This window comes from Streptomyces sp. NPDC048254 (assembly GCF_043201895.1).
Lineage (GTDB): Bacteria > Actinomycetota > Actinomycetes > Streptomycetales > Streptomycetaceae > Streptomyces.
Genome location: NZ_JBICZJ010000011.1, coordinates 335,569 through 356,431 on the forward strand (window position 1 = coordinate 335,569; position 20,863 = coordinate 356,431).

General features: G+C 72.5%; 17 protein-coding genes. 8 read left to right on the forward strand and 9 right to left on the reverse strand.

The genetic code is table 11. The annotated features are described in order from the left end of the window. Nucleotides 1–31: 31 nt before the first annotated feature. Nucleotides 32–1,021 carry a hypothetical protein gene (locus ACGFZQ_RS30400; RefSeq protein ID WP_393843016.1) on the forward strand — a complete coding sequence of 330 codons (990 nt, stop codon included), beginning with the start codon at nt 32–34 and terminating at the stop codon, nt 1,019–1,021. 31 nt (nt 1,022–1,052) lie between these two features. Here the strand turns inward: ACGFZQ_RS30400 and ACGFZQ_RS30405 are convergent, their stop codons facing one another. The 5 genes from ACGFZQ_RS30405 to ACGFZQ_RS30425 form a co-directional block, all read right to left on the reverse strand. Beyond that, on the reverse strand, nt 1,053–2,567 hold the full coding sequence (locus ACGFZQ_RS30405) for a phytoene desaturase family protein (RefSeq protein WP_393843017.1): 1,515 nt from the start codon (nt 2,565–2,567) through the stop codon (nt 1,053–1,055). 47 nt (nt 2,568–2,614) lie between these two features. Continuing rightward, complete coding sequence (locus ACGFZQ_RS30410) at nt 2,615–3,229, reverse strand: DUF4126 domain-containing protein (RefSeq protein ID WP_393843018.1); 615 nt, start codon at nt 3,227–3,229, stop codon at nt 2,615–2,617. A 453-nt stretch (nt 3,230–3,682) separates the two neighbouring features. Continuing rightward, entirely contained in the window at nt 3,683–4,309 is a 627-nt protein-coding gene (locus ACGFZQ_RS30415; protein ID WP_351732446.1) for a helix-turn-helix domain-containing protein, read from the reverse strand. 62 nt (nt 4,310–4,371) lie between these two features. Further along, nucleotides 4,372–6,456, reverse strand: a complete 2,085-nt coding sequence (locus ACGFZQ_RS30420) for a YhgE/Pip family protein (RefSeq protein WP_393843019.1) — start codon at nt 6,454–6,456, stop codon at nt 4,372–4,374. Then, nucleotides 6,428–7,198: an ATP-binding cassette domain-containing protein gene (locus ACGFZQ_RS30425; protein WP_393843020.1), complete on the reverse strand. Its 771-nt coding sequence runs from the start codon at nt 7,196–7,198 to the stop codon at nt 6,428–6,430. Before ACGFZQ_RS30425 ends, ACGFZQ_RS30420 begins: the two co-directional genes overlap by 29 nt. A gap of 195 nt (nt 7,199–7,393) precedes the next feature. On the opposite strand from ACGFZQ_RS30425, the gene ACGFZQ_RS30430 reads away from it, so the two are divergent. From ACGFZQ_RS30430 to ACGFZQ_RS30440, 3 genes are all read left to right on the forward strand, one after another. Then, on the forward strand, nt 7,394–7,957 hold the full coding sequence (locus tag ACGFZQ_RS30430; RefSeq protein ID WP_382541413.1) for an SAV_6107 family HEPN domain-containing protein: 564 nt from the start codon (nt 7,394–7,396) through the stop codon (nt 7,955–7,957). A gap of 150 nt (nt 7,958–8,107) precedes the next feature. Next, complete coding sequence (locus tag ACGFZQ_RS30435; RefSeq protein ID WP_351732456.1) at nt 8,108–8,878, forward strand: methyltransferase; 771 nt, start codon at nt 8,108–8,110, stop codon at nt 8,876–8,878. Nucleotides 8,879–9,155: 277 nt separating this feature from the next. Further along, nucleotides 9,156–9,545 carry a DUF3040 domain-containing protein gene (locus ACGFZQ_RS30440; RefSeq protein WP_351695295.1) on the forward strand — a complete coding sequence of 130 codons (390 nt, stop codon included), beginning with the start codon at nt 9,156–9,158 and terminating at the stop codon, nt 9,543–9,545. 98 nt (nt 9,546–9,643) lie between these two features. On the opposite strand, the gene ACGFZQ_RS30445 is transcribed toward ACGFZQ_RS30440, so the two are convergent. The 4 genes from ACGFZQ_RS30445 to ACGFZQ_RS30460 all read right to left on the reverse strand — a co-directional run bounded on the left by ACGFZQ_RS30445 (nt 9,644) and on the right by ACGFZQ_RS30460 (nt 15,289). Then, nucleotides 9,644–12,028: a DUF3488 and DUF4129 domain-containing transglutaminase family protein gene (locus tag ACGFZQ_RS30445; protein ID WP_393843021.1), complete on the reverse strand. Its 2,385-nt coding sequence runs from the start codon at nt 12,026–12,028 to the stop codon at nt 9,644–9,646. Beyond that, on the reverse strand, nt 12,028–13,374 hold the full coding sequence (locus ACGFZQ_RS30450; protein WP_351732462.1) for a DUF58 domain-containing protein: 1,347 nt from the start codon (nt 13,372–13,374) through the stop codon (nt 12,028–12,030). Before ACGFZQ_RS30450 ends, ACGFZQ_RS30445 begins: the two co-directional genes overlap by 1 nt. After that, nucleotides 13,374–14,414 carry a MoxR family ATPase gene (locus ACGFZQ_RS30455; protein ID WP_351732464.1) on the reverse strand — a complete coding sequence of 347 codons (1,041 nt, stop codon included), beginning with the start codon at nt 14,412–14,414 and terminating at the stop codon, nt 13,374–13,376. Before ACGFZQ_RS30455 ends, ACGFZQ_RS30450 begins: the two co-directional genes overlap by 1 nt. 263 nt (nt 14,415–14,677) lie before the next feature. Beyond that, nucleotides 14,678–15,289: a beta-class carbonic anhydrase gene (locus ACGFZQ_RS30460; RefSeq protein WP_393843022.1), complete on the reverse strand. Its 612-nt coding sequence runs from the start codon at nt 15,287–15,289 to the stop codon at nt 14,678–14,680. A 297-nt stretch (nt 15,290–15,586) separates the two neighbouring features. Here ACGFZQ_RS30460 and rsmH point away from each other — a divergent pair, with 297 nt between their 5' ends. The 4 genes from rsmH to ACGFZQ_RS30480 all read left to right on the forward strand — a co-directional run bounded on the left by rsmH (nt 15,587) and on the right by ACGFZQ_RS30480 (nt 20,859). Next, nucleotides 15,587–16,591, forward strand: coding sequence for a 16S rRNA (cytosine(1402)-N(4))-methyltransferase RsmH (rsmH, locus tag ACGFZQ_RS30465; protein ID WP_351732470.1), 1,005 nt, complete (start codon nt 15,587–15,589; stop codon nt 16,589–16,591). Nucleotides 16,592–16,633: 42 nt separating this feature from the next. Then, a complete protein-coding gene (locus tag ACGFZQ_RS30470; protein ID WP_393843023.1) occupies nt 16,634–17,161 on the forward strand; it encodes a hypothetical protein in 528 nt (175 codons plus the stop codon). Nucleotides 17,162–17,364: 203 nt separating this feature from the next. Further along, nucleotides 17,365–19,152, forward strand: a complete 1,788-nt coding sequence (locus tag ACGFZQ_RS30475; RefSeq protein ID WP_393843024.1) for a peptidoglycan D,D-transpeptidase FtsI family protein — start codon at nt 17,365–17,367, stop codon at nt 19,150–19,152. A gap of 42 nt (nt 19,153–19,194) precedes the next feature. After that, complete coding sequence (locus ACGFZQ_RS30480; RefSeq protein ID WP_393843025.1) at nt 19,195–20,859, forward strand: UDP-N-acetylmuramoyl-L-alanyl-D-glutamate--2,6-diaminopimelate ligase; 1,665 nt, start codon at nt 19,195–19,197, stop codon at nt 20,857–20,859. Nucleotides 20,860–20,863: the final 4 nt, after the last annotated feature.

Here is a 20,863-nt window from a genome sequence, read left to right on the forward strand (position 1 = left end):
CTGCGTAGCGGTCACTGGGAGAGGGGCGTACATGGGCTGGACGGTCCTCTACGTAGCGTTCGGCATCGTCGCGCTGTGGTTGCTGGGCGAGGTACTGCTGCAGTACAAGGCGCGGCTGCGCTGGCGGCTGCTCGCCTTCGTCGGCTTCCTCGGAGTCGTGTTCGGTGTCCTGATCCCGTCGGTGATCGTCATCGGAGTGGGCGCGATCGCGTTCGCGGTCGGCCAGACCTACGTCACGCTGTCGTTCCGCCGTGGCTTCGAGGCCGGCTGGGCCGTCAAGCGCCCCGGCGCGGACGGTGAGGGCGGCCTGACCAAGCGCCGCCGCGGCGAGCCGGACGAGGACCCGGGTCTGGAGGCCACCGACCCGGACGCGGCCGACGCCGCCTACGCCGACCAGCAGGCGGCCTACGCCACGGGCAGTACCCCGCGCTACGGCCGCGACGACGAGTACGAACGCGACGACGTCTTCTCCCCGGCCCGCGCCGCCGAGCCGACCGCCGCCGAGGCCACGGCGGTGTACGAGCCGCAGCCGATGCCCGACGACACCGGCTCCTACGGCATATACAACGAGTCCGGCTACGCCACCACCGGCGACCCCGCCTACGCGACCGCCGGCCAGGACCAGGCGTACGCCACCCAGGGCACCGACCAGAACTACGCCTACGACTACTCCGGCTACGGCCAGCAGCAGTACGGCTACGACGCCAACGGCCAGCAGCAGTACGCCAACTACTCCGACCCGTACATCGGCAACCAGACCTACGGCGGCGCCGGGTACGACCAGTCCTACGGCACCCAGCAGTACGACCAGCAGGGCTACGCCCAGGACCAGTACGGCAACGCCGGTTACGGCGAGACCCCGGCGGGCGGTGTCTGGGTCCCGCAGCAGCGTGCCGACGAGACCTACGGCGGCGAACTCCCGCAGGAGCAGCCGTACTACCAGGGCGACGGGCAGGGCCAGCAGCAGGGCCAGCAGCAGGGCCAGCACGGCGCCGGGTACGACGAGCAGTACCGTTTCTGAAGCAGCTGTTCCGTGACGCGCGGGCCGCGTCTCACTGCGAGCCGCGGAACTCCGGTCCCTCCACGATCAGCCCGGCCACCAGCGCACCCGACATGCCGGCGTGCGGCAGCCCGCCGCCGGGGTGCGACCAGCCGCCGACCCGGTACAGGCCCGGCAGCCGGGTGGTGTTGGCCGGGTGCAGGAAACGGCCCTGGCCGGCGGCGAGGGCGGGAGCCGAGATCTCCCCGAACCCCCCGGTCTCCGTGACCTGTTCCGGCAGCCGCGTCTCGTGCCAGATCAGGCGCTCCCGCAGCCCCGGGACGGCGGCCTCGGCGGCTTCCAGGAGGAAGTCCGTACACACCCGGGCCATGTCGGCCCGCTCCCAGCCGGCATCGGCCGACAGCACCGCCGACAGCACCACGGACTCGTGGTCGTCGTCCGGTCTGAGTGCCGGGTCGTCGGGGCGCAGCACCGTCACGGTGGGGCGCACCGGACGGTCGCCGCCGGGCGAGGCCAGCAGGTCCAGCTCGGTCTCGCCGTCCGGGGCGTGCACGATCGTGCGGTGCGCGGCACCGGCCTCGGGCCCGCCACGCAGCGCGAGCAGCACGGTGAAGCGGCCCGGGCGCGCCGCCTTCGTGTCGGCCCGCACATCGTCCTCGGCGTCCAGGTGGCACCCCGTCAGTCGCGTGAGGGCGTCGAGCCGCACCGGATCCACTCCGGCCACCACATGGTCCGCGTCGATCACACTGCCCCCAGCAAGCTCCACCCCCGCCGCCCGGCCGTCCTTCGCCAGCACCGCGGTGACCTCGGTGCCGAAGACGAACTCGACTCTCCGCCGCACACACCGCTCGTACACCGCCCGCGCCAACTCCCGTATGCCGCCGCGCACATACCAGGTGCCGAAGGCGTGCTCCAGGTACGGCAGCACGGCCGCGCTCGCCGGAGTGTCACGGGGGTTGAGGCCGTAGGCGAGCGCGTGGCTGTTCAGGAGGGCGGCGAGGCGCTCGTCGCGCAGCTCCCAGGCACCGATCTCGGCGAGGGTGCCGGCCCGGCGGGTGCGCAGGAGCTTCTTGTGCGGCACGGACGGATACGGCTCGCGCTCGGCCAGCACCCGCCAGTTCGGCCACAGCGGCTCCTCCAGGAGCGGGCGCCGGGTGCGGTCCCAGGTCTCCCGGGCCCGCACCAGGAAGTCGCCCCAGCGCTGTCCGGCGCCCGCCCCGAGGGACTCGTCGAGGGCGGTGACGACACCCGCGCGGGACGCGTTCGGCAGCGCGACCTCGGTGCCGTCCGCGAAGACGTGCCGGGCCGACGGGTCGACCTGGACCAGCTCGACCAGGTCCTCCAGCGGCTCCTTGCCGGTCTTGACGAACAGGTCGCGGTAGACGGCGGGCAGCGGCAGCAGGCCGGCGCCGGTGTCGAAGGCGAACCCGTCGCGCTCGAACCGGCGCACCCCGCCGCCGTACGTCTCCGTACGCTCGTACACCGTCACCCGGTGGCCCGCGACGGCCAGCCGGGCGGCCGCCGCCATGGCGCCCATCCCGGCGCCGATCACCGCAATCCGTCCCATGCCCGCGACTTTATCGACCGCCACTGACACCCCGGCCCGGCGGCCCGTCAGTCCGGTGGTCTGCCCACCTGCGTCGCGACCCGGCGTTCCTCCCGGCGCTGGGCGCGGCGGCGCCAGAAGCGGCGGATCCGGGAGATCAGGAACACCAGCACGATCAGACCGGTGGCCAGCAGCACCGCCGCGATGATCGCCGCCGCCAGCGGGTGGAACATCGCGAACGACACGATCGCGCCGACCCCGAGATCCTCGGCGAAACTCAGCACGATGTTGCTGAACGGCTCCGGCGAGGTGTTGACCGCCATCCGGGTCCCGGCCTTGACCGTGTGGCTGGCCAGCGCCGTCGAACCCCCGATCAGCCCGGCCGCCACGTCCGAGAGGGAGCCGCTGTGCCCGGCGAGCAGCGCCCCGACCCAGGCGCCCGCCACCGGGCGGACCACCGTGTGCACCGAGTCCCACACCGAGTCGACGTACGGGATCTTGTCGGCGACCGCCTCGCACAGGAACAGCACGCCCGCGATGATCAGCACCTCGGGGCGTTGCAGCGTCTCGGGGACGTCGTCGCTCAGGCCCGTCGCGCCGAAGAAGCCGAGCAGCAGCACCACCGCGTACGCGTTGATTCCGCTGGCCCAGCCGCTGGTGAAGACCAAGGGGAGTACCGACACGGAGGCGATCGTAACCAGTCGGCGACCGCGCGTCCTGGGCCTGAGCGCGCAGAGCTGAGTACACGTACCTAGGGAGTGAGTTGAGTACGCGCGCGGATGGGCCGCGACCTGCGTGAACGAGAGAGTGGAGACACGGAAAGGGGCGACCGGCCCGGCACCGCCGACACGGGGCGGCGGAACGGCGCCGGCGCCCTTGCCCGCTCCTTCCGCCGATCCGTCGGCGGAAGCGAGACACGGGGGGAACACGGGGGAAGGGGCCCCGGGGGAACGACGGGAAACCGGGGGAAACACGGGGGTACAGGGAAGGCGCCGGTCCGACGGCGGCCCGCGGGGGACGCGGCCGCCACGGGCCGGCGCCTTCCCTGTCTCCACGCGCGCGTGCCGCGCTTTGCTGTGCCCACGCGCGCGTGCGGCTTTCTCGCGGCCACGCGCGCGTGCCGGTCCCGGAAGGGCTCAGCCCTTTCCGCTCACCCGCCCCTGCAACAGCCGGGACAGGGCCGAGTGGACGTCGTCCAGGGAGCGCTCCGGCTGGAAGGACTTCCAGTCCAGCGCGGCCACCAGCACCATGCCGACCAGCGCGGCCGCCGTCAGCTGGATGTCGATCTCGTCACTGAACTCGCCGTTCTCGACGCCCTCGCGCAGCACGCCCTCGACGACCGCGACCGCCTGCTGCCGGACCACCATCAGCGTCGACTGCCAGGCCCGGTTGGTGCGCCACAGCTCGGCCACGTAGAGCTGGGTGAAGGCCGGGTAGCGGTCGATGAAGACCAGGCCCGCCCGGACCATCGCGTCCAGGGCGTCGACCCGGCTGCCGCCCTCCCGCGCGGTCCGCTCGGCGGCCTCCTTCAAGGAGGCGGTGAGCAGGCCCACACCGTGCCGCAGCAGCTCCTCGAAGAGGACCGACTTGCTCGCGAAGTTGTAGTAGACCGTGCCCTTCGCGACCCCGGCACGCTCGGCGATCTCGTCCACGGTGGTGGCGGAGAAGCCCTGCTCGGCGATGAGGGTGACGGCCGCCTCGTAGAGCTTCTGCCGGGTGGCTTCACGGCGCGAGCTGCCGCCCGTGGTGCTGCTGCTTTCCATGGTCCTGATTCTCACAGGAGCGGCGGCCCCCGCGGGAACCGGAGGGGCCGTCATGGATCTCCTCACAGGCTCAGCTCGGGGTGCAGCCGGTCCAGCGTCCACACCTGGCGGCGCCGGGCCGACAGGGCGGTGAGCGCGAGTGCGCCCGCGGTGAACGCCGTCAGCACGGCGCAGGCCTGCCACACCGGTCCCAGTCCGCCGCCGGTGATCAGCCGCCGCAGCGCCGCCACGATGTAGCTCATCGGCAGGAACGGGTGGATCGCGTTGAAGAAGCCCGGGCTGGTCTGCACGGGATAGGTGCCGCCCGCCGACGTCAGCTGGAGCATCAGCAGCGCCAGCACCAGGATCCGGCCGGCCGCCCCGAAGCGCGCGTTCAGCCACTGCACGATCGCCGCGAAGCACGCCGTCACCAGGAACAGGAACCCGACCGTCCCGGCCGCGCGGGCCATCTCCAGACCGATCGCCCAGTGCAGGACGGCCATCAGGGCGACCGTCTGCAGCACCCCGACCGCGACCACCGGCAGCCAGCCCGCCAGCGCGATCCGCCAGGCCGCGGAACCGGCCGCCAGGGCACGCCGGTTGAGCGGCTGGATCAGCATGTAGGCCACCATCGCGCCGACCCACAGGGAGAGCGGGATGAAGTACGGGGCGAACCCGGTGCCGTAGTTGGGCGCCTTGTGCAGGTCCTGCGAGGCGAGCCGGACCGGGTCGGCCATCACCTCGGTGCGCCGGTCGCGGTCGTTCTTGCCGTAGTCGGGGATCCGGGCGGCGCCGTCGTGCAGACCGCCGGCGAGCTTGCCGGAGCCGTCGACGAGCTTGTACATCCCGCCGTTGAGGTCGTAGGCGCCGGTCTTGAGCTTGCCGACGCCCGTGTCCAGGCCGGTCGCGCCGGTCAGGGCCGTGCCGAGGCCGGTGTGCAGCTTCCCGGCACCCGCGGCGACCCGGGCCGCGCCGTCGTTCAGCTTGTTGATCTTCTTGACGGCGTCGGCGACGTCCTCGGACAGGTGCGGGGCCCGGTCGGCGAGAGCCTGGGCCTGCCGCTGGAGGGTGCCGAGGTTGGCGTCGAGCGTCTTCAGGTCGCCGTGCTGGTCCGCGATGAGCGTGTCGAGGTCGTCGGCGACGGCGGCCACGTCGTCGGCCGCGTCCCTGGCCTTCTTCAGGTCGGGGCAGACCGGGTCGGTCAGCAACTCGGCGGAGCAGCGCGCCCGGTAGACGTCGTCCAGCGTCCCGGCGGCCGTGTGCGCGGTCTTCGCGGCCGCGGGGGCCGCCTTCACCAGGACGCCCAGGTTGTCGCGGACGGTCCCGGCCGAGTCGGCGACCAGCCGCGCCGTGTCGCCGATGGTCTTCTCGTTGTCCTCCAGATACGGGCCGACCTTGCCGTAGACCCCGTTGACCTGGTCCGCGAGGGACTGGGTGCCGTCCGCGACCTGCCGGGAACCGTCCTCGAGCGTCCCCGCGCCCGCGTCCAGCTTCTTGATCCCCTTGGCGAGCTTGCCGCTGCCGGTCTTGGCGTCCTTCAGCCCCTCCGCGAGGTCCTTCGAGCCCTTCTCGGCCTTCCCGATGCCACCGGTGAGCGTGTCGGCGCCCTCGGCGGCCTTCACGGTCTGCCCGTGGATGTCGGCGAACGAGATGAAGATGCGGTCCAGGAAGGACCGGGACGCCTTGGCGGACGCGGCCGAGCGCACCTCGTTGAAGACCGTGCGGGAGATCTGGCCGACGATGTAGTTGTTCGCGTCGTTCGTACGCACCTGGAGCGCGCCGGTCTCCGGGGAGTCGCCCGCGCTGGAGGCGACGCGCGAGCTGAAGTCGGCGGGCATGGTCAGCGACAGGTAGTAGGTGCCGTTCTCGACGCCCCGGCGCGCTGCGGCCGCGCTCACCTGGTGCCACTCGAACGTCCTGCTGTCCTCCAGGCCGTCCACGATGTCGTCGCCCGCGGTGATCTTCCGGCCGCTCGCGCTCGCCCCCTTGTCGTCGTTCACGAGCGCCACCGGGATGCGGTCCAGCCGGCCGTACGGATCCCAGAACGACCACAGATAGAGCGCGCCGTACAGCAGCGGCAGCACCAGCAGGGCCACCAGGGCCGCGCGGGGCAGCCTCCCCCGTCCGAAGCGCCTGAGCTCAAGCGCGGCCAGTCGCGGTGAGCGCATCGCCGGCCTCCTCCCCGGTTCCGGTGCCTTCGGGCATCCCGGTCTCCTCTTCCCGAGCGGTCCCGGTGCGTACCACGACAGCCCCCTCCAGGGCCTCCCCGCACACCGCCACCACGGTCGTCCCGGCCGCGGCGATCGACGCCAACAGCGCCCGCACCTCGGTCCGTTCGGCCGCCGACAGCTTCAGGTCCGCGTCGTCCACGGCCAGCAGCCGCGGCTTCCCGACCAGCGCCAGCGCCACGGACAGCCGCAGCGCCTCGATCCGCTCCAGATCCCGTACGGCGGTCCGGGCGCCCTTCGGCAGCGCCTTCAGGTCGAGCCCGGCGGCGGCCAGGGCGTCGTCGGTCAACTGCCGTGCCTGCGCGCCCTTCTCGGCCCCGGGCCGCAGCAGGGCGCGCAGCGACTCGCCGAACCGGCGCTGGAGCAGGGCCCGTTCCCGCAGGTGCTCGCCCACGGTCAGGGCGGGTTCGAGGTCGGTGACCCCGGCGACGTTGGCCACCGCGCTGATCCGGCGCACGGCCGCCGACTGCTTGGGCAGCCGGGCCTCGCCCACGGCCGCGTTGCCCTCGGTGGCCCTCATCCGCCCGGTGAGGGCCAGCAGCAGACAGGTGCGGCCGGAGCCGGACGGCCCCTCCACCGCGATCAGCGCGCCGGGCCCGGCGTCCAGGGAGATCTCCCGGAACGCCCAGCCGCGCGGGCCCTTGAGCCCGAGCCGCTCGGCCGTGACAGGTACGCCGTGCACAGGTCCCCCCTGGCTTCCGAAGTGGTGTCCGCATCGGCACTGTTTTTGAACTGACTGGTCAGTGCAAAAACTAACCCGAACCTGCGATCGAAGCAAAACCGCAGGTCAGAACGGATTGTCAGTGCCATACCTCACGATGGGCACATACGGCACCCCGTGTGAGGGAGCCGTCACCCAGACGACGGGAGGTTCGTCATGGCCAACTCCTCAGCGGCCGCCGCCCACCGGCGCCGCGCCACCGGCCCTGCCCCCTCACTGACCGGCCCGGCGAGCGACGTGCACCCCGTGCTCCGCCGGGCCACGGCCCCGCCCGCCGCCCTCGACCTGCTCACCCAGGCCCGCGCCACCCTCGACGAGGCCGAACTCCTCGACACCCCCAACGAGCGCTATGCGACCGCCCATCTGGCCGCCCTGCGCACCGCGGCCGCCGTGCTCGCCGCCCGCGCCCGCCCCGAGACCTCGCCCCGGCGCCGGGCCCGCATCCGCAGCGCCTGGGAGGTGCTCCCCGAGGTCGCGCCCGAGCTCACCGAGTGGAGCGCCCTGTTCGCCTCCGGCGCCCGCCGCCGCGCCCGCGCCGAGGCGGGCATCCAGGGCGCGGCCGGCCGCCGTGACGCCGACGACCTGATACGGGACGTGGAGATGTTCCTCCGCATAGTCGAGCGGATGCTCGTCCTCCAGCCGGTGCTGCCGCAGCCCCGCCGACAGGACGGGGAGCAGCCGGACGGCGTCCCGGAGAGAGGGTTGCCCGACGCGGGATGACCGGGCGGGCAGCGGAGGCGAGAGGGCGGCGGCGGAGGCAATAGGGTGGAGAGCGCCTGAAGCCTTCCTTCCTCCCGCGCCCCGGGCCGGGGAGGCACCGAGTTCGCGCCGCCGGGCAACAGGCGGTGCCGCGCCGAGGAGTCAACTGCCGTGCCGGACCCCACACGACCCCGCGCTTCTCTCCGTACCGCCGTGGTCTGGGAGGTCCTCCAGGACGCCCTCGACCGCCGGGTCAAGGCCACCGGCCGGGACGCGCTGGACGTCCTGGACACCGGCGGCGGCAGCGGCAACTTCGCCGTGCCCCTCGCCCGTCTCGGCCACCGTGTCACCGTGGTCGACCCCAGCCCGAACGCGCTGTTCGCACTTGAGCGCCGCGCCGCCGAGGCCGGTGTCGCCGACCGGGTCAAGGGCGTCCAGGGCGACGTCCTCGGCCTGTTCGACGTGGTCGAGCGCGGCAGCCACGACGTGGTGCTCTGCCACGGCGTCCTGGAGTACGTCGACGACCCGGCCGAGGGCGTGCGCAACACGGTGGCCGCGCTGCGCTCCGAGGGTGTCCTCAGCCTGCTCGCCGCCGGGCTCGGCGGGGCCGTGGTCGCGCGGGCCCTCGCCGGGCACTTCAAGGAGGCCCGGCAGGCCCTCGACGACCCCGACGGCCGCTGGGGCAGCGGCGACCCCATGCCGCGCCGCTTCACCGCCGAGCAGCTCACCGGCCTGGTCGAGGCCGCGGGCCTGGCCGTCGCCGCCGTGCACGGCGTGCGGGTCTTCGCCGACCTGGTACCCGGCGTCCTGGTGGACACCGAGCCCGGCGCTCTCGACGCCCTGCTGAAGCTGGAGGCCGCCGCGGCCGAGCTCCCGGCCTTCCAGGCCCTCGCCACCCAGCTTCATGTGCTCGGCGAGACTCCGGGTGCGGCCGGGGCCTGAGAATCTCCTGAGACGAGCCCGCTGATCAGGGGCTCGGCAGCGGATGGAGTACGCCACAGGCCCCCCGATCGAGGGGTTTGCGCCGTATGATCGAGGGAGACCGCTCGGCATGACGGGACGGCCGCTGGGGAATGGAAGCCTCAGCGAGCCGGAACGGCCATGGCGGATTCCGGTTGGCCAATTGGCCTAGAGGGGCGGGTTTCACGGGGGCGATTCCCTGCCTATCCTGTAGGGACCCCCCGGGTCGCCCTGGCGACTGCACGATGAGGAGGACGCCGTGCCGCTCTCGGAGCACGAGCAGCGAATGCTTGAGCAGATGGAGCGAGCGCTGTACGCCGAAGACCCCAAGTTCGCGACAGCGCTTGAGGGAAGCGGGCTGCGGACGTACACCCGGCGACGGGTCTACCAGGCGGCCGCGGGCTTCCTCGTGGGTATCGCGCTCCTCATGGCCGGAATGGTCGCACAGCAGATCTGGGTCAGCGTGGTGGGCTTCCTCGTCATGCTGGGCTGCGCGGTCCTTGCCGTCACCGGCTGGCGCAAGGCTCCCAAGCCCGGCGAACAGCCCGCGGGGGGCCCGCAGGCCCGCCGCCAGGGCCGGCCGAAGCGCTCGATGATGGACCGCATCGAGGAGCGCTGGCAGCGCCGCCGCGACGAACAGGGCCACTGACTTCGCCGCTTCCAGCACGACTGAGCTTCAGGCACGACCGAGGGGTGACCACCCAGTGGGTGGTCACCCCTCAGTCACGTCCCCTCAGTCACGTCCCCTCAGCCCTGCTGCCCCGACGGCTTCCGCAGCGTCGGCCGGTAGGCCGCCACCCGCTCCCGCAGCCGTGCCCACCCGGCCGACGTCGCCCACAGCACGCGCACGGCCGACCTCGGCAGGAACAGCGCCCTGAAGTGGGTGGGGCCACTCGCCGGGCCGTCCAGTCCGACCGCCACCCGGCGGACGTCGTCCGCGATCCCCGGCGTCAGCCGCGACCGCGGCGCGTACAGCACCTGCTCGACCGCGTCCGCGACCCGGTGTGCCGAAGCAGCCGCCGCCGGGTCGAGACGGCCCAGGCGGACGATCCGGGCGGCCGTCCCGCGCGGGGTCTGTGACTCGTCCGGCAGGATGCCGAAGTCCCATGCCGTGTCGATCAGTTCCTGCCAGACCGCCAGAGTGTGCGCCGCGATGCCCTCCTCGGTCCGCGCATACGAACCGAGCCGCTTCGCGCGTACCCGCTGCCGCCACAGCATCGGTGACAGCAGCGACGCCACTACGGCGACACCGCCGAGCGCTCCCAGCAGCCACTGCCACGACGGCCCGCCTCCGCCGCCGTCCGCCACCGCACCCGCCGCCGACGGGCTCGAGCAGGCGTCCTGCTTGCGCAGCCGGCCCGTGCAGCTCTCACTCGCCGAGGCCGACGCCGACGGCGCCGCCGAGGCGCCCGTGGAGGGCACGGCCTGGTCCGGCACCGAGGAGCCGGGGGTGTCCGAGACGGTGTACGACGGCGTCGTGCCCCGGGTCGGGGTCGGCTCGAACCGGGTCCAGCCCACGCCCTCGAAGTACAGCTCCGGCCAGGCGTGTGCGTCCTTCAGACCCACCGAGACCGTGCCGTCGGCCTGCGGGGTGCCGGGCGCGAAGCCCACCGCGACCCGGGCCGGGATGCCCAGCGTCCGGGCCATCGCGGCCATCGCGAAGGAGAAGTGCACGCAGAAGCCGCGCTTCTGCTTCAGGAAGTTCGCGATCGCGCCCTCGCCCCGGCCGACCTGCACCTGGGTGTCGTACTGGAAGCCGCCGTTCACCGCGAAGTAGTCCTGGAGCTTGACCGCCTCCTCGTAGTGGTTCGTCGAGCCCGCGGTGACCTCCTGGGCCGTCCGCGCCACCACCGACGGCAGCGAGGAGGGCACCTTGGTGTACTCCTTCTTCATGGCGGCCGTCGGCTCCGGCGCCGCGGCCAGCTGCTCCGCCGTCGGCCGCACGTCCAGGCTGGTGACCTGGTAGGTCTCACCGCGCGTGTTCTGCCCGTGGTCACCGACCAGCGTCATCCCGACGGGTTCGTAGCGCCAGGTGCCGGCGATCTTCACGCCGCTCGGCGGGTACGGCATCGGCAGCCAGTCCTGGGCGTACCAGTCGGCGGCCGAGATCGTGGTCCGCACCGTCGCCCGCTTGATGTCGCCGCCCAGGCCGGCCGGGGTCGGGAAGGTGTCCGGGACGCCGGTGATGTGCCGCTGGGCCGGCTTCCAGGTGGTGCCGTCGAAGTCGTCCAGGGAGACGATCCGCAGATACAGGTCGGAGACGTCGGCGGTGCTGGTCCGTACGGAGAGCACCTGACGGTCCTCGTCCACGTTGAGGCTGTCCCGCAGCGACACCAGGGGGTTGACCGCGGAGATCGTGCCGCCGTTCCCGTTGCCCACGCCGACGCCGTTCCCGGTGCCGTCCAGCAGGCCGCCCTGGATCGAGGGCATCACGAACGGCACGAACAGGGCCACGCTCAGCACGGCGAAGCCGATCCGGCGACCGGTGCGCACCGGGGCAACCACGCCGCTCTCCTGGCCGCCCGGGGCGCGCGAGACCCCGCCGAACACCCGGCCCCACTGCGAGAGCCGGTCCCGGCCCTCGGCGAGCAGGAGCAGCAGATAGCCGGCCGCCGCCACCAGGAACCAGAACCAGTCGGTCGACTCGTCGGACAGACCCGCCGCCACCGAGTACAGCGCGAGCAGCGGCAGTCCGGCCGGGGCCGCGCTGCGAAAGGTCACCGCGAGGGTGTCCACGATCAGCCCGATGATCAGCACCCCGCCGATCAGCATCAGCCGGATGCCGTCCGACAGCGGCGCGGGTATCGCATACCGGCTGACGTCCTCGGAGCCCTGCTGGAGCAGGTCGGCGAAGTACCGGAAGGTGTCCGGGCCGGGGATCAGCCCGGCGACGGCGTGGCCCCGGGCGAAGAGCAGGGTCAGCATCAGCAACGTGACCAGGGCCTGCGCGGCCACGGTCAGCGGCCGGGCCAGCGGCACCCGGCGCGCGGCCGCGCCCACCCCGGTCTGGATCGCCACCAGGAAGGCCGCCTCGAACAGCCAGGTCTTCGGGGAGACCAGGGGCAGCAGGGCACAGGACGCCATCAGCGTCGCCGCCGCCGCGGTCAGGGCCAGCCGGGCCCGGCCGCTCATCACCGGGCCTCCCCGCCCGCCGCGGCCACCGAGAGGCGCTCCCGGTCGGCCTGCTGCCACAGTTCGGCGAGCGGGGCGCCGCGCGGCACGCCGACCGCCGTCCAGCCGGACTCGCGCAGCATCCGCAGCCCCTCCTCGTGGGCGTTGCCCGGCGCGGGCACGTCGGTGGGCTCCCGCACCCAGGTGCCCGGGTCCAGGACGAAGGCGACGGCACCGCCGCTGCGCTGGCGCATCTTCGTGGCGATCGCCGCCTGTTCCTCGTCGAGGTCGCCCAGGAAGGCCACCAGCAGCCCCTCGTTCCCGCCGCGCAGCACGTCGTAGGCCCGGGACAGGCCGGCGCCGTCCGAGTGGTCGATCACGGCCAGGGTGTCCATCAGCAGCCCGGCCGCGTCCGCCGAATCCTGGCCGGAGCCCGCGAAACCGTCGGCGCCCTCACCGGGCACCGCGCTGCCGGTGTCCGTCAACAGCCGGACCGAGTAGCCCCGTTCGAGCATGTGGACCAGGACCGAGGCGGCGCCGGAGACCGCCCATTCGAACGCCGAGTCGGGGCCCGCTCCTTCGTAGGCGATGCCCCGGGTGTCAAGGAGCACCGTGCAGCGGGCGCGCTGCGGCTGCTCCTCGCGGCGCACCATCAACTCGCCGTAGCGGGCGGTGGAGCGCCAGTGCACCCGGCGCAGGTCGTCGCCGTACCGGTAGCCGCGCGGGATCACGTCGTCCTCGCCGGCCAGGGCCAGGGAGCGCTGCCGCCCGTCGCCGTACCCCTTCGCCTCGCCGCCGAGCCGGATCGGCGACAGCGGCTCCACGCGCGGGATGACGGTCAGGGTGTCGAACGTCGAGAAGGACCGGGTCAGTTCGCACATCCCGAACGGGTCGGTCAGGCGCAGTTGGAGCGGGCCCAGCGGATAGCGGCCGCGCAGGTCCGAGCGGACCCGGTAGGAGACCTCCCGGCGGCCGCCCGGCTCGACCCGGTCCAGGACGAAGCGCGGGCGCGGGCCGAGGACGTAGGGCACCCGGTCCTGGAGCATCAGCAGGCCGGTGGGCAGCCGCGAGACGTTGTCCATGCGCAGATGGACCCGGGCCTCGCTGCCGGCCGGCACCCGCGAGGGGGAGAGCCGGCGGCTGCCGGCCACCCGGTAGCGGGTGCGGTAGAGCACGGCCGCGCAGATCAGCGGCAGCACGGCGAGCAGCAGCCCGACCCGGCGCAGATCGCTCTGGCCGAGTACGTACGCGCAGATCACCGCCGCGATGCCGGCCGCCAGGAAGGAGCGGCCGCGGGTGGTCAGCCCGGCCAGGGCCGTGCGGACGCCGCCCGACTCCTCGCGGTCGGCCTCCGCCGGGGCGCTCATCACAGACTCCGCGGGGGCTGCTGGGGATACGCCGGCACGCCCTGGCCCAGACCGCCGAAGCCGCTCTGCTGCCGGGCGGCCGCGGGTACCGGGGTCTGCTGCAGGATCTCCTGGACGACCTGCTCCGCGGTGCGCCGGTTGAGCTGGGCCTGGGCGGTGGGCAGCAGCCGGTGGGCCAGCACCGCCACGGCGAGCGCCTGCACGTCGTCCGGCAGCGCGTACTCCCGGCCGCTCAGGGCGGCGGACGCCTTCGCCGCGCGCAGCAGATGCAGCGTCGCGCGCGGGGAGGCGCCGAGTCTGAGGTCGGGGTGGGTGCGGGTGGCGGAGACCAGGTCCACCGCGTACCGCCGGACCGTCTCGGCGACATGGACGCCCCGCACGGTCTCGACGAGCTTCACGATGTCGTGCGCGTGCGCCACCGGCTGGAGGTCCTCCAGGGGGCTCGCCCCGCCGTGGATGTCGAGCATCTGCAACTCGGCCTCCACGCTGGGGTAGCCGACCGAGACGCGGGCCATGAAGCGGTCGCGCTGGGCCTCCGGCAGCGGGTAGGTGCCCTCCATCTCGACCGGGTTCTGGGTGGCCACCACCATGAAGGGGCTGGGCAGTTCATAGGTCTGCCCGTCGATGGTGACCTGCCGTTCCTCCATCGACTCCAGCAGCGCGGACTGGGTCTTGGGCGAGGCGCGGTTGATCTCGTCGCCGATCACGATCTGGGCGAAGATGGCGCCCGGTTTGAACTCGAAGTCCCGGCGCTGCTGGTCCCAGATGGACACGCCGGTGATGTCCGACGGCAGCAGGTCGGGCGTGAACTGGATGCGTCGCACCGAACAGTCGATGGACCGCGCCAGCGCCTTCGCCAGCATCGTCTTGCCCACGCCGGGGACGTCCTCGATCAGAAGATGTCCCTCGGCCAGCAGCACGGTCAGCGAAAGCCGTACGACCTCGGGCTTGCCCTCGATCACACCCTCCACGGAACTGCGGACCCGCTCCACAGTGGCGGTCAGATCAGTGAGGCTCGCTCGATCGTCATAGGTCGTCACCCGGCCCTCCTCGGCCCTACATTGCCCGGGCCGGCGCTCTGTCAGCGGAACCGGCCCACCCCGAAACACGGACACCACGCGTGAATAGTTCCGCGCGACGTCTCACACCGCATTCTTGCTGCCGTTACCGATTCGTGTCACTCGCCTGTGGACAACTGCCCGCACTATGTCGGTCTTACGGCCTTTCGACCGTGTATTCGACAGGGTCCTGACAGGGTACGGCGGCGGTTTTCGGGGCGGGCGGTCCGTCGGAGCCGGTCGGCTCAGGCCGGGTCGACCTCGCGCAGCAGGCCGGTGCGGACGTCGAAGACGAAGCCGCGTACGTCGTCGGTGTGGAGCAGGAACGGCGAGGTGCGCACCCGCTGCATGGACTGCCGTACGTCCTGGTCGACGTCCCGGAAGGACTCCACCGCCCAGGCCGGGCGCTGGCCGACCTCCATCTCCAGCTCGGTGCGGAAGTCCTCGGTGAGGGCTTCCAGGCCGCAGCCGGTGTGGTGGATGAGGACCACGCTGCGGGTGCCGAGCTTGCGCTGGCTGATGGTGAGGGAGCGGATCACGTCGTCGGTGACCACACCGCCGGCGTTGCGGATGGTGTGACAGTCGCCGAGGTGCAGGCCGAGCGCCTTGTGCAGGTCGATACGGGCGTCCATACAGGACACCACGGCCACGTGCAGCACGGGCCGGGCGTCCATACCGGGGTCTGTGAAGGCGGCTGCGTACGTACGGTTGGCGTCGACCAGGCGGTCCGTCACGGTGCCGCCGTCGGTTATGGCGCCTTCAGGTCCAGTGGGAACTGCTGCGGAAGTCGTCATAGACACGACGGTACTGGTCACGGGCGGTCGGAGCCTGCTGTGAGAGGGCACAAAGAACGTCATCGTGGCTTGTTGTGAGCTAACCCACACGGAGGGCAAACCAGGGCCGTGCGGGTGATTCCTTTCCAATCGCGGCCCCCGCCGCCATGCCGTACGCGCCGCGCAGGCCGGTTGATTGACCGGGCGACACGGTGGACTAAAGTGACGCGAAGCGGGAGGCGAGGCTCTCCCCGCTGGTGAAATCCCCTGGAGACCCCGGCACGGCGCCCGGACCGTCTCCCCACGTGCGCGGCGCGCGTACCGAGCGGGCGGGGACCCGGCGGTGCGTATCTCCCGCGCGGACCTGAGAGGCCCCCAAGAATGCAAGGGCGCGAAGCGCTTCCGAACAAGGGCGGTGGCGGGCGACCGGAGGGCGAGAGCCGACACGTCCCGGTGATGCTCCAGCGGTGCCTGGACCTGCTGGCACCCGCTCTGGAGGCGCCGGGCAGCGTGGTCGTCGACTGCACCCTCGGCCTCGGCGGCCACAGCGAGGCGTTGCTGACCCGCTTCCCCGAGGCCCGTCTGGTCGCCCTGGACCGTGACAAGGAGGCGCTGCGCCTGTCCGGCGAACGCCTCGCCCCCTTCGGTGACCGCGCCACCCTGGTGCACGCCGTGTACGACGAACTGCCCGGGGTACTCGAACGCCTCGGCATCGCGCGCGTGCAGGGCGTGTTGTTCGACCTCGGTGTCTCCTCCATGCAGCTCGACGAGGCGGGCCGCGGCTTCGCCTACGCCCAGGACGCACCCTTGGACATGCGCATGGACCAGACGACCGGCATCAGCGCCGCCGAGGTCCTCAACACCTACCCGCCCGGCGACCTCGTGCGCGTCCTGTTCGCGTACGGCGAGGAGAAGCAGGCCAAGCGGATCGTCTCGGCGATCGTCCGGGAACGCGAGAAGGAGCCGTTCAGCAACAGCGCCCGGCTCGTCGAGCTGATCCGGGACTCCCTGCCGCAGGCCGCCAAGCGCACCGGCGGCAACCCGGCCAAGCGCACCTTCCAGGCGCTGCGCATCGAGGTCAACGGCGAACTGGCCGTCCTGGAAAGGGCGATCCCGGCCGCGGTGAAGGCCCTCGCGGTCGGCGGCCGGATCGCCGTACTGTCGTACCACTCGCTCGAAGACCGCCTCGTCAAGCAGGTGTTCGCGGCCGGGGCCGCCACCACCGCGCCACCCGGGCTGCCGGTCGTGCCCGAGCAGTACCAGCCCCGGCTCAAGCTGCTCACGCGCGGTGCCGAACTTCCCACCGAGGAAGAGGTCGCCGAGAACCGCCGGGCCGCCCCCGCGCGTCTTCGAGGGGCCCAGCGCATCAGGGAGTCCATCGAATGAGCGGCGTGAGCACGCGGGGTTTCCGGACCCACCGGAGGACACGTGAGTAGGAAACCCGAGCTGAAAGGGCGGGCCGCCCGGCTCGCCCGGCTCTTTCCGGTCGGCCGGGCCAACCAGGCCGCCCGCACCCCGTTCGTCCTGCTGGTCGTCCTGCTGCTCGGCGGCGGCCTGATCGGCCTGCTGGTGCTGAACTCGGCGCTCAGCGAGGGCTCGTTCAAACTCGACGACCTGCAGAAGCAGACCAAGAACCTCACCGACGAGGAACAGGCCCTGCAGCGGGACATCGACGCCTACTCCGCCCCCGACGCCCTCCAGCGCCGGGCCAGTGAGCTCGGCATGGTCCCCGGCGGCGACCCGGTCTTCCTCGGCTCCGACGGCACCGTCAAGGGCGTGCCCAGCCCCGCCGCTCTGCGGGGGCCCACCCAGCCGCCCGCCCCCGAGGCCATCGGCACGCCGTCCGTCTCCGCTCCGGTGACCCCACCGACAGCCACGCCGGTCACCACACCGGTGACGGCCCCGACGCCGGCACTCACGCCCGTGACGACCCCGACCACGACCCCCGGCAGGTGACGGAAGTGCCAGACACTTCTGGAGAAAGGCAATCGCCGCGCCGCCGCGTGCCCGGCCCCGCCAGGCCGCCCCGCCCCCGGGAGCCCCGGGGCGCGGTCCGGCGCGGGCCCGGCCCCGGCGCCCGCCCGGTCCGCCGCCCGGGCGGGTCGCGCCCCCCGGCCCAGCCCCCCCTGAGGCTCGGCAGCCCCCGCCCCCGGCTGCGCATGGTCGGCTTCGCCCTGACCCTGGTGCTGCTGATCTTCGTCGGACGGCTGCTCCAGGTGCAGGCCGTCGACGCCAGCGCGTACGCGGCCAAGGCCGAACAGAACCGGTACGTCGTGCACACCCTGGCCGCCGAGCGCGGCGGGATCACCGACCGCAACGGCGTGGCGCTGGCGATCAGCGAGGACGCGTACGACATCACCGCCGACCCCACGATGTTCACCAGCAAGCAGCTCAAGGTCGGCGACGGACCCGAACAGGCCGCCGCGCTGCTCGCCCCGATCCTCGGCAAGAGCCAGGCGGACCTCGTCAAACTGCTGCGGCCCGAGAACAGGGAACTGCGCTACGTCCGGCTCGCCACCCGGCAGACCCCGCAGGTCTGGAAGCAGATCAAGGACCTGAAGACCGCGCTCACCAACAAGGCCGACACCGGCAGCGGCACCGTCAACGTGCTCGCCGGTGTCTTCGCCGACCCCAGCAGCCAGCGCGTGTACCCGAACGGCGACCTGGCCGCCGGGATACTGGGCTGGGTCAACGCCGACGGCAAGGGCGGCGGCGGTATCGAGCAGCAGCTCGACAAGCAGCTGACCGGCAAGGACGGCAAGATCCGCTACGCCCAGTCCGGCGGCCGTGAGGTGCCCACCGCGGGCTCCACGGAGACCCCGGCCGTCCCTGGCGCGGACGTCGAGCTGACCATCGACCGGGACATCCAGTGGGCCGCGCAGAACGCCATCACCGAGCAGGTCGAGAAGTCCAAGGCGGATCGCGGCTACGTGGTCGTCCAGGACACCAGGACCGGGCAGATCCTGGCGATGGCCAACTCGCCCGGCTTCGACCCGAACGACCTGTCGACGGCCGACGCCGCCGCGATGGGCAACGCGGCCCTCCAGGACGCCTACGAGCCCGGCTCCACCGCCAAGGTGATGTCGATGGCGGCCGTCCTGGAGGAGAACGCGGCCACCCCGCTCACCCATGTGGTGGTGCCCAACCGGCTGCACCGCGGCGACCGGCTCTTCAAGGACGACATCGACCACGCGACCTGGTACCTCACGCTCAACGGCGTGCTCGCCAAGTCCAGCAACATCGGCACCATCCTCGCCACCGGCCAGCTCGGCAAGACCCAGGAGCAGGCCAACCAGGTCCTCTACTCGTATCTGCGCAAGTTCGGCATCGGCGGCTACACCGGGCTGGGCTTCCCCGGCGAGACCCGGGGCATTCTGGCCGCCCCGGCCAAGTGGTCGACCTCGCAGCAGTTCACGATCCCTTTCGGCCAGGGTTTCTCCATCAACGCCATGCAGGCGGCCTCCGTCTACTCGACCATCGCCAACGGCGGAGTCCGGGTCGAGCCCTCCCTGGTGCGCGGGTCCAAGGGCGCCGACGGCCGCTTCACCCCGGCCGCGCAGCCCAAGAAGTCGCGCGTGGTCAGTGCGAAGACGGCCAAGACCCTTGCCGAGATGCTGGAGTCCGTCGTGGACGACGAGCAGGGCACCGGCGCCAAGGCCGCCATCCCCGGCTACAACGTCGCGGGCAAGACCGGCACCGCCAACCGAGTGGATCCGGCCACCGGCAGATACCGCGGCTACACCTCGTCGTTCGCCGGGTTCGCGCCCGCGGACAACCCCCGCATCACCGTCTACTGCGCCATCCAGAACGCCACCGCCGGCAGCTACTTCGGCGGCCAGATCTGCGGCCCGATCTACAAGCAGGTGATGGAGTTCGCCCTCAAGACCCTGCAGATCCCGCCGACCGGCGCCAAGGCGGCGAAGCTGCCCGTCGACTACAAGCCCTGATCAGCGCCCCAGTTTTCCGGAAAGACCACCAGGAACGAGCCCGTGACAACGATCACCCCCGATCCCGGGAACCACCGGGCGCCGAGCCCCTCACTTCGCTCCGGAGCGGGTGCGCCCGGTACGCTCACCGCCGTGCCACACGCTGATCAGTCCCAAACCACCCAGAAGGGCGCTTCCGTGACATATCCGGGGCCGCCCAGGCCGGTTCAGGTCTCCGCCACACCCCTCGCGGAGCTCGCCGATCAGCTGGGTGCCGCCGTCCCGGACACCGCGGACAACGCGGTGGAGGTCACGGGCATCACCCATGACTCGCGCGCGGTCCGCCCCGGCGACGTGTACGCCGCCCTGCCGGGTGCCCGGCTGCACGGCGCCGACTTCGTCGCCCAGGCCGCCGGCCTCGGCGCGGTCGCCGTGCTGACCGACCCGGCGGGCGCCGAACGCGCCGCCGCGACCGGCCTGCCGGTCCTGGTCGTCGACGACCCGCGCGCGCGGATGGGGGAACTCGCGGCCACCATCTACGGTCACCCGGGCCGCGACCTGCTCCAGATCGGCATCACCGGCACCTCCGGCAAGACCACCACGGCCTACCTGGTCGAGGGCGGCCTGAAGAGCACGCGCAGCACGGGACTCATCGGCACCGTCGAGATGCGCATCGGCGACGAGCGCATCAAGTCCGAGCGCACCACCCCCGAGGCCACCGACCTCCAGGCCCTGTTCGCCGTCATGCGCGAGCGCGGCGTCGAGGCCGTCGCCATGGAGGTCTCCAGCCACGCCCTGGTCCTCGGCCGGGTCGACGGCTGCGTCTTCGACATCGCCGTCTTCACCAACCTCAGCCCGGAACACATGGAGTTCCACTCCGACATGGAGGACTACTTCCGGGCCAAGGCGCGGCTCTTCACCCCGGAACGCAGCAAACGGGGGGTGGTCAACGTCGACGACGAGTACGGCCGCAGACTCGCCCGCGAGGCCGGCGTCCCGGTCGTCACCTACTCCGCCGAAGGCCACCCCGACGCCGACTGGCGGGCCGCGGACGTCCATATCGGCCCGATGGACTCGACGTTCACCGTCGTCGGGCCCGGGGACGTCCGGATCGCCGCCAAGTCGCCGCTGCCGGGCCCCTTCAACGTGGCCAACACCCTCGCCGCGATCGTCGCCCTGGCCGCCGCGGGCCTCGACCCGCAGACGGCCGCCGACGGCATCGCCGCCGTCCCGGGTGTCCCGGGCCGCCTGGAGCGCGTGGACGCCGGACAGCCCTACCTCGCGGTCGTCGACTACGCCCACAAGACGGACGCCGTCGAATCGGTCCTCAAGGCCCTGCGCAAGGTCACCAAGGGCCGGCTGCACATCGTCCTCGGCTGCGGCGGCGACCGCGACATGACCAAGCGGGCGCCGATGGGCGCCGCCGCGGCCCGGCTCGCCGACACGGCCGTACTGACCTCCGACAACCCCCGCTCCGAGGACCCGCTCGCCATCCTCGCGGCCATGCTCGAAGGCGCCGCCACGGTGCCCGCCCACGAGCGCGGCGAGGTGCTCCTCTTCGAGGAGCGGGCCGCCGCGATCGCCGCGGCCGTCGCCCGCGCCCACCCCGGCGACACCGTGCTGGTCGCCGGCAAGGGCCATGAGCAGGGCCAGGACATCGCCGGCGTGGTTCGTCCCTTCGACGACCGCCAGGTGCTTCGCGAAGCTATCCAGAAGACCCAGGGATGAACTT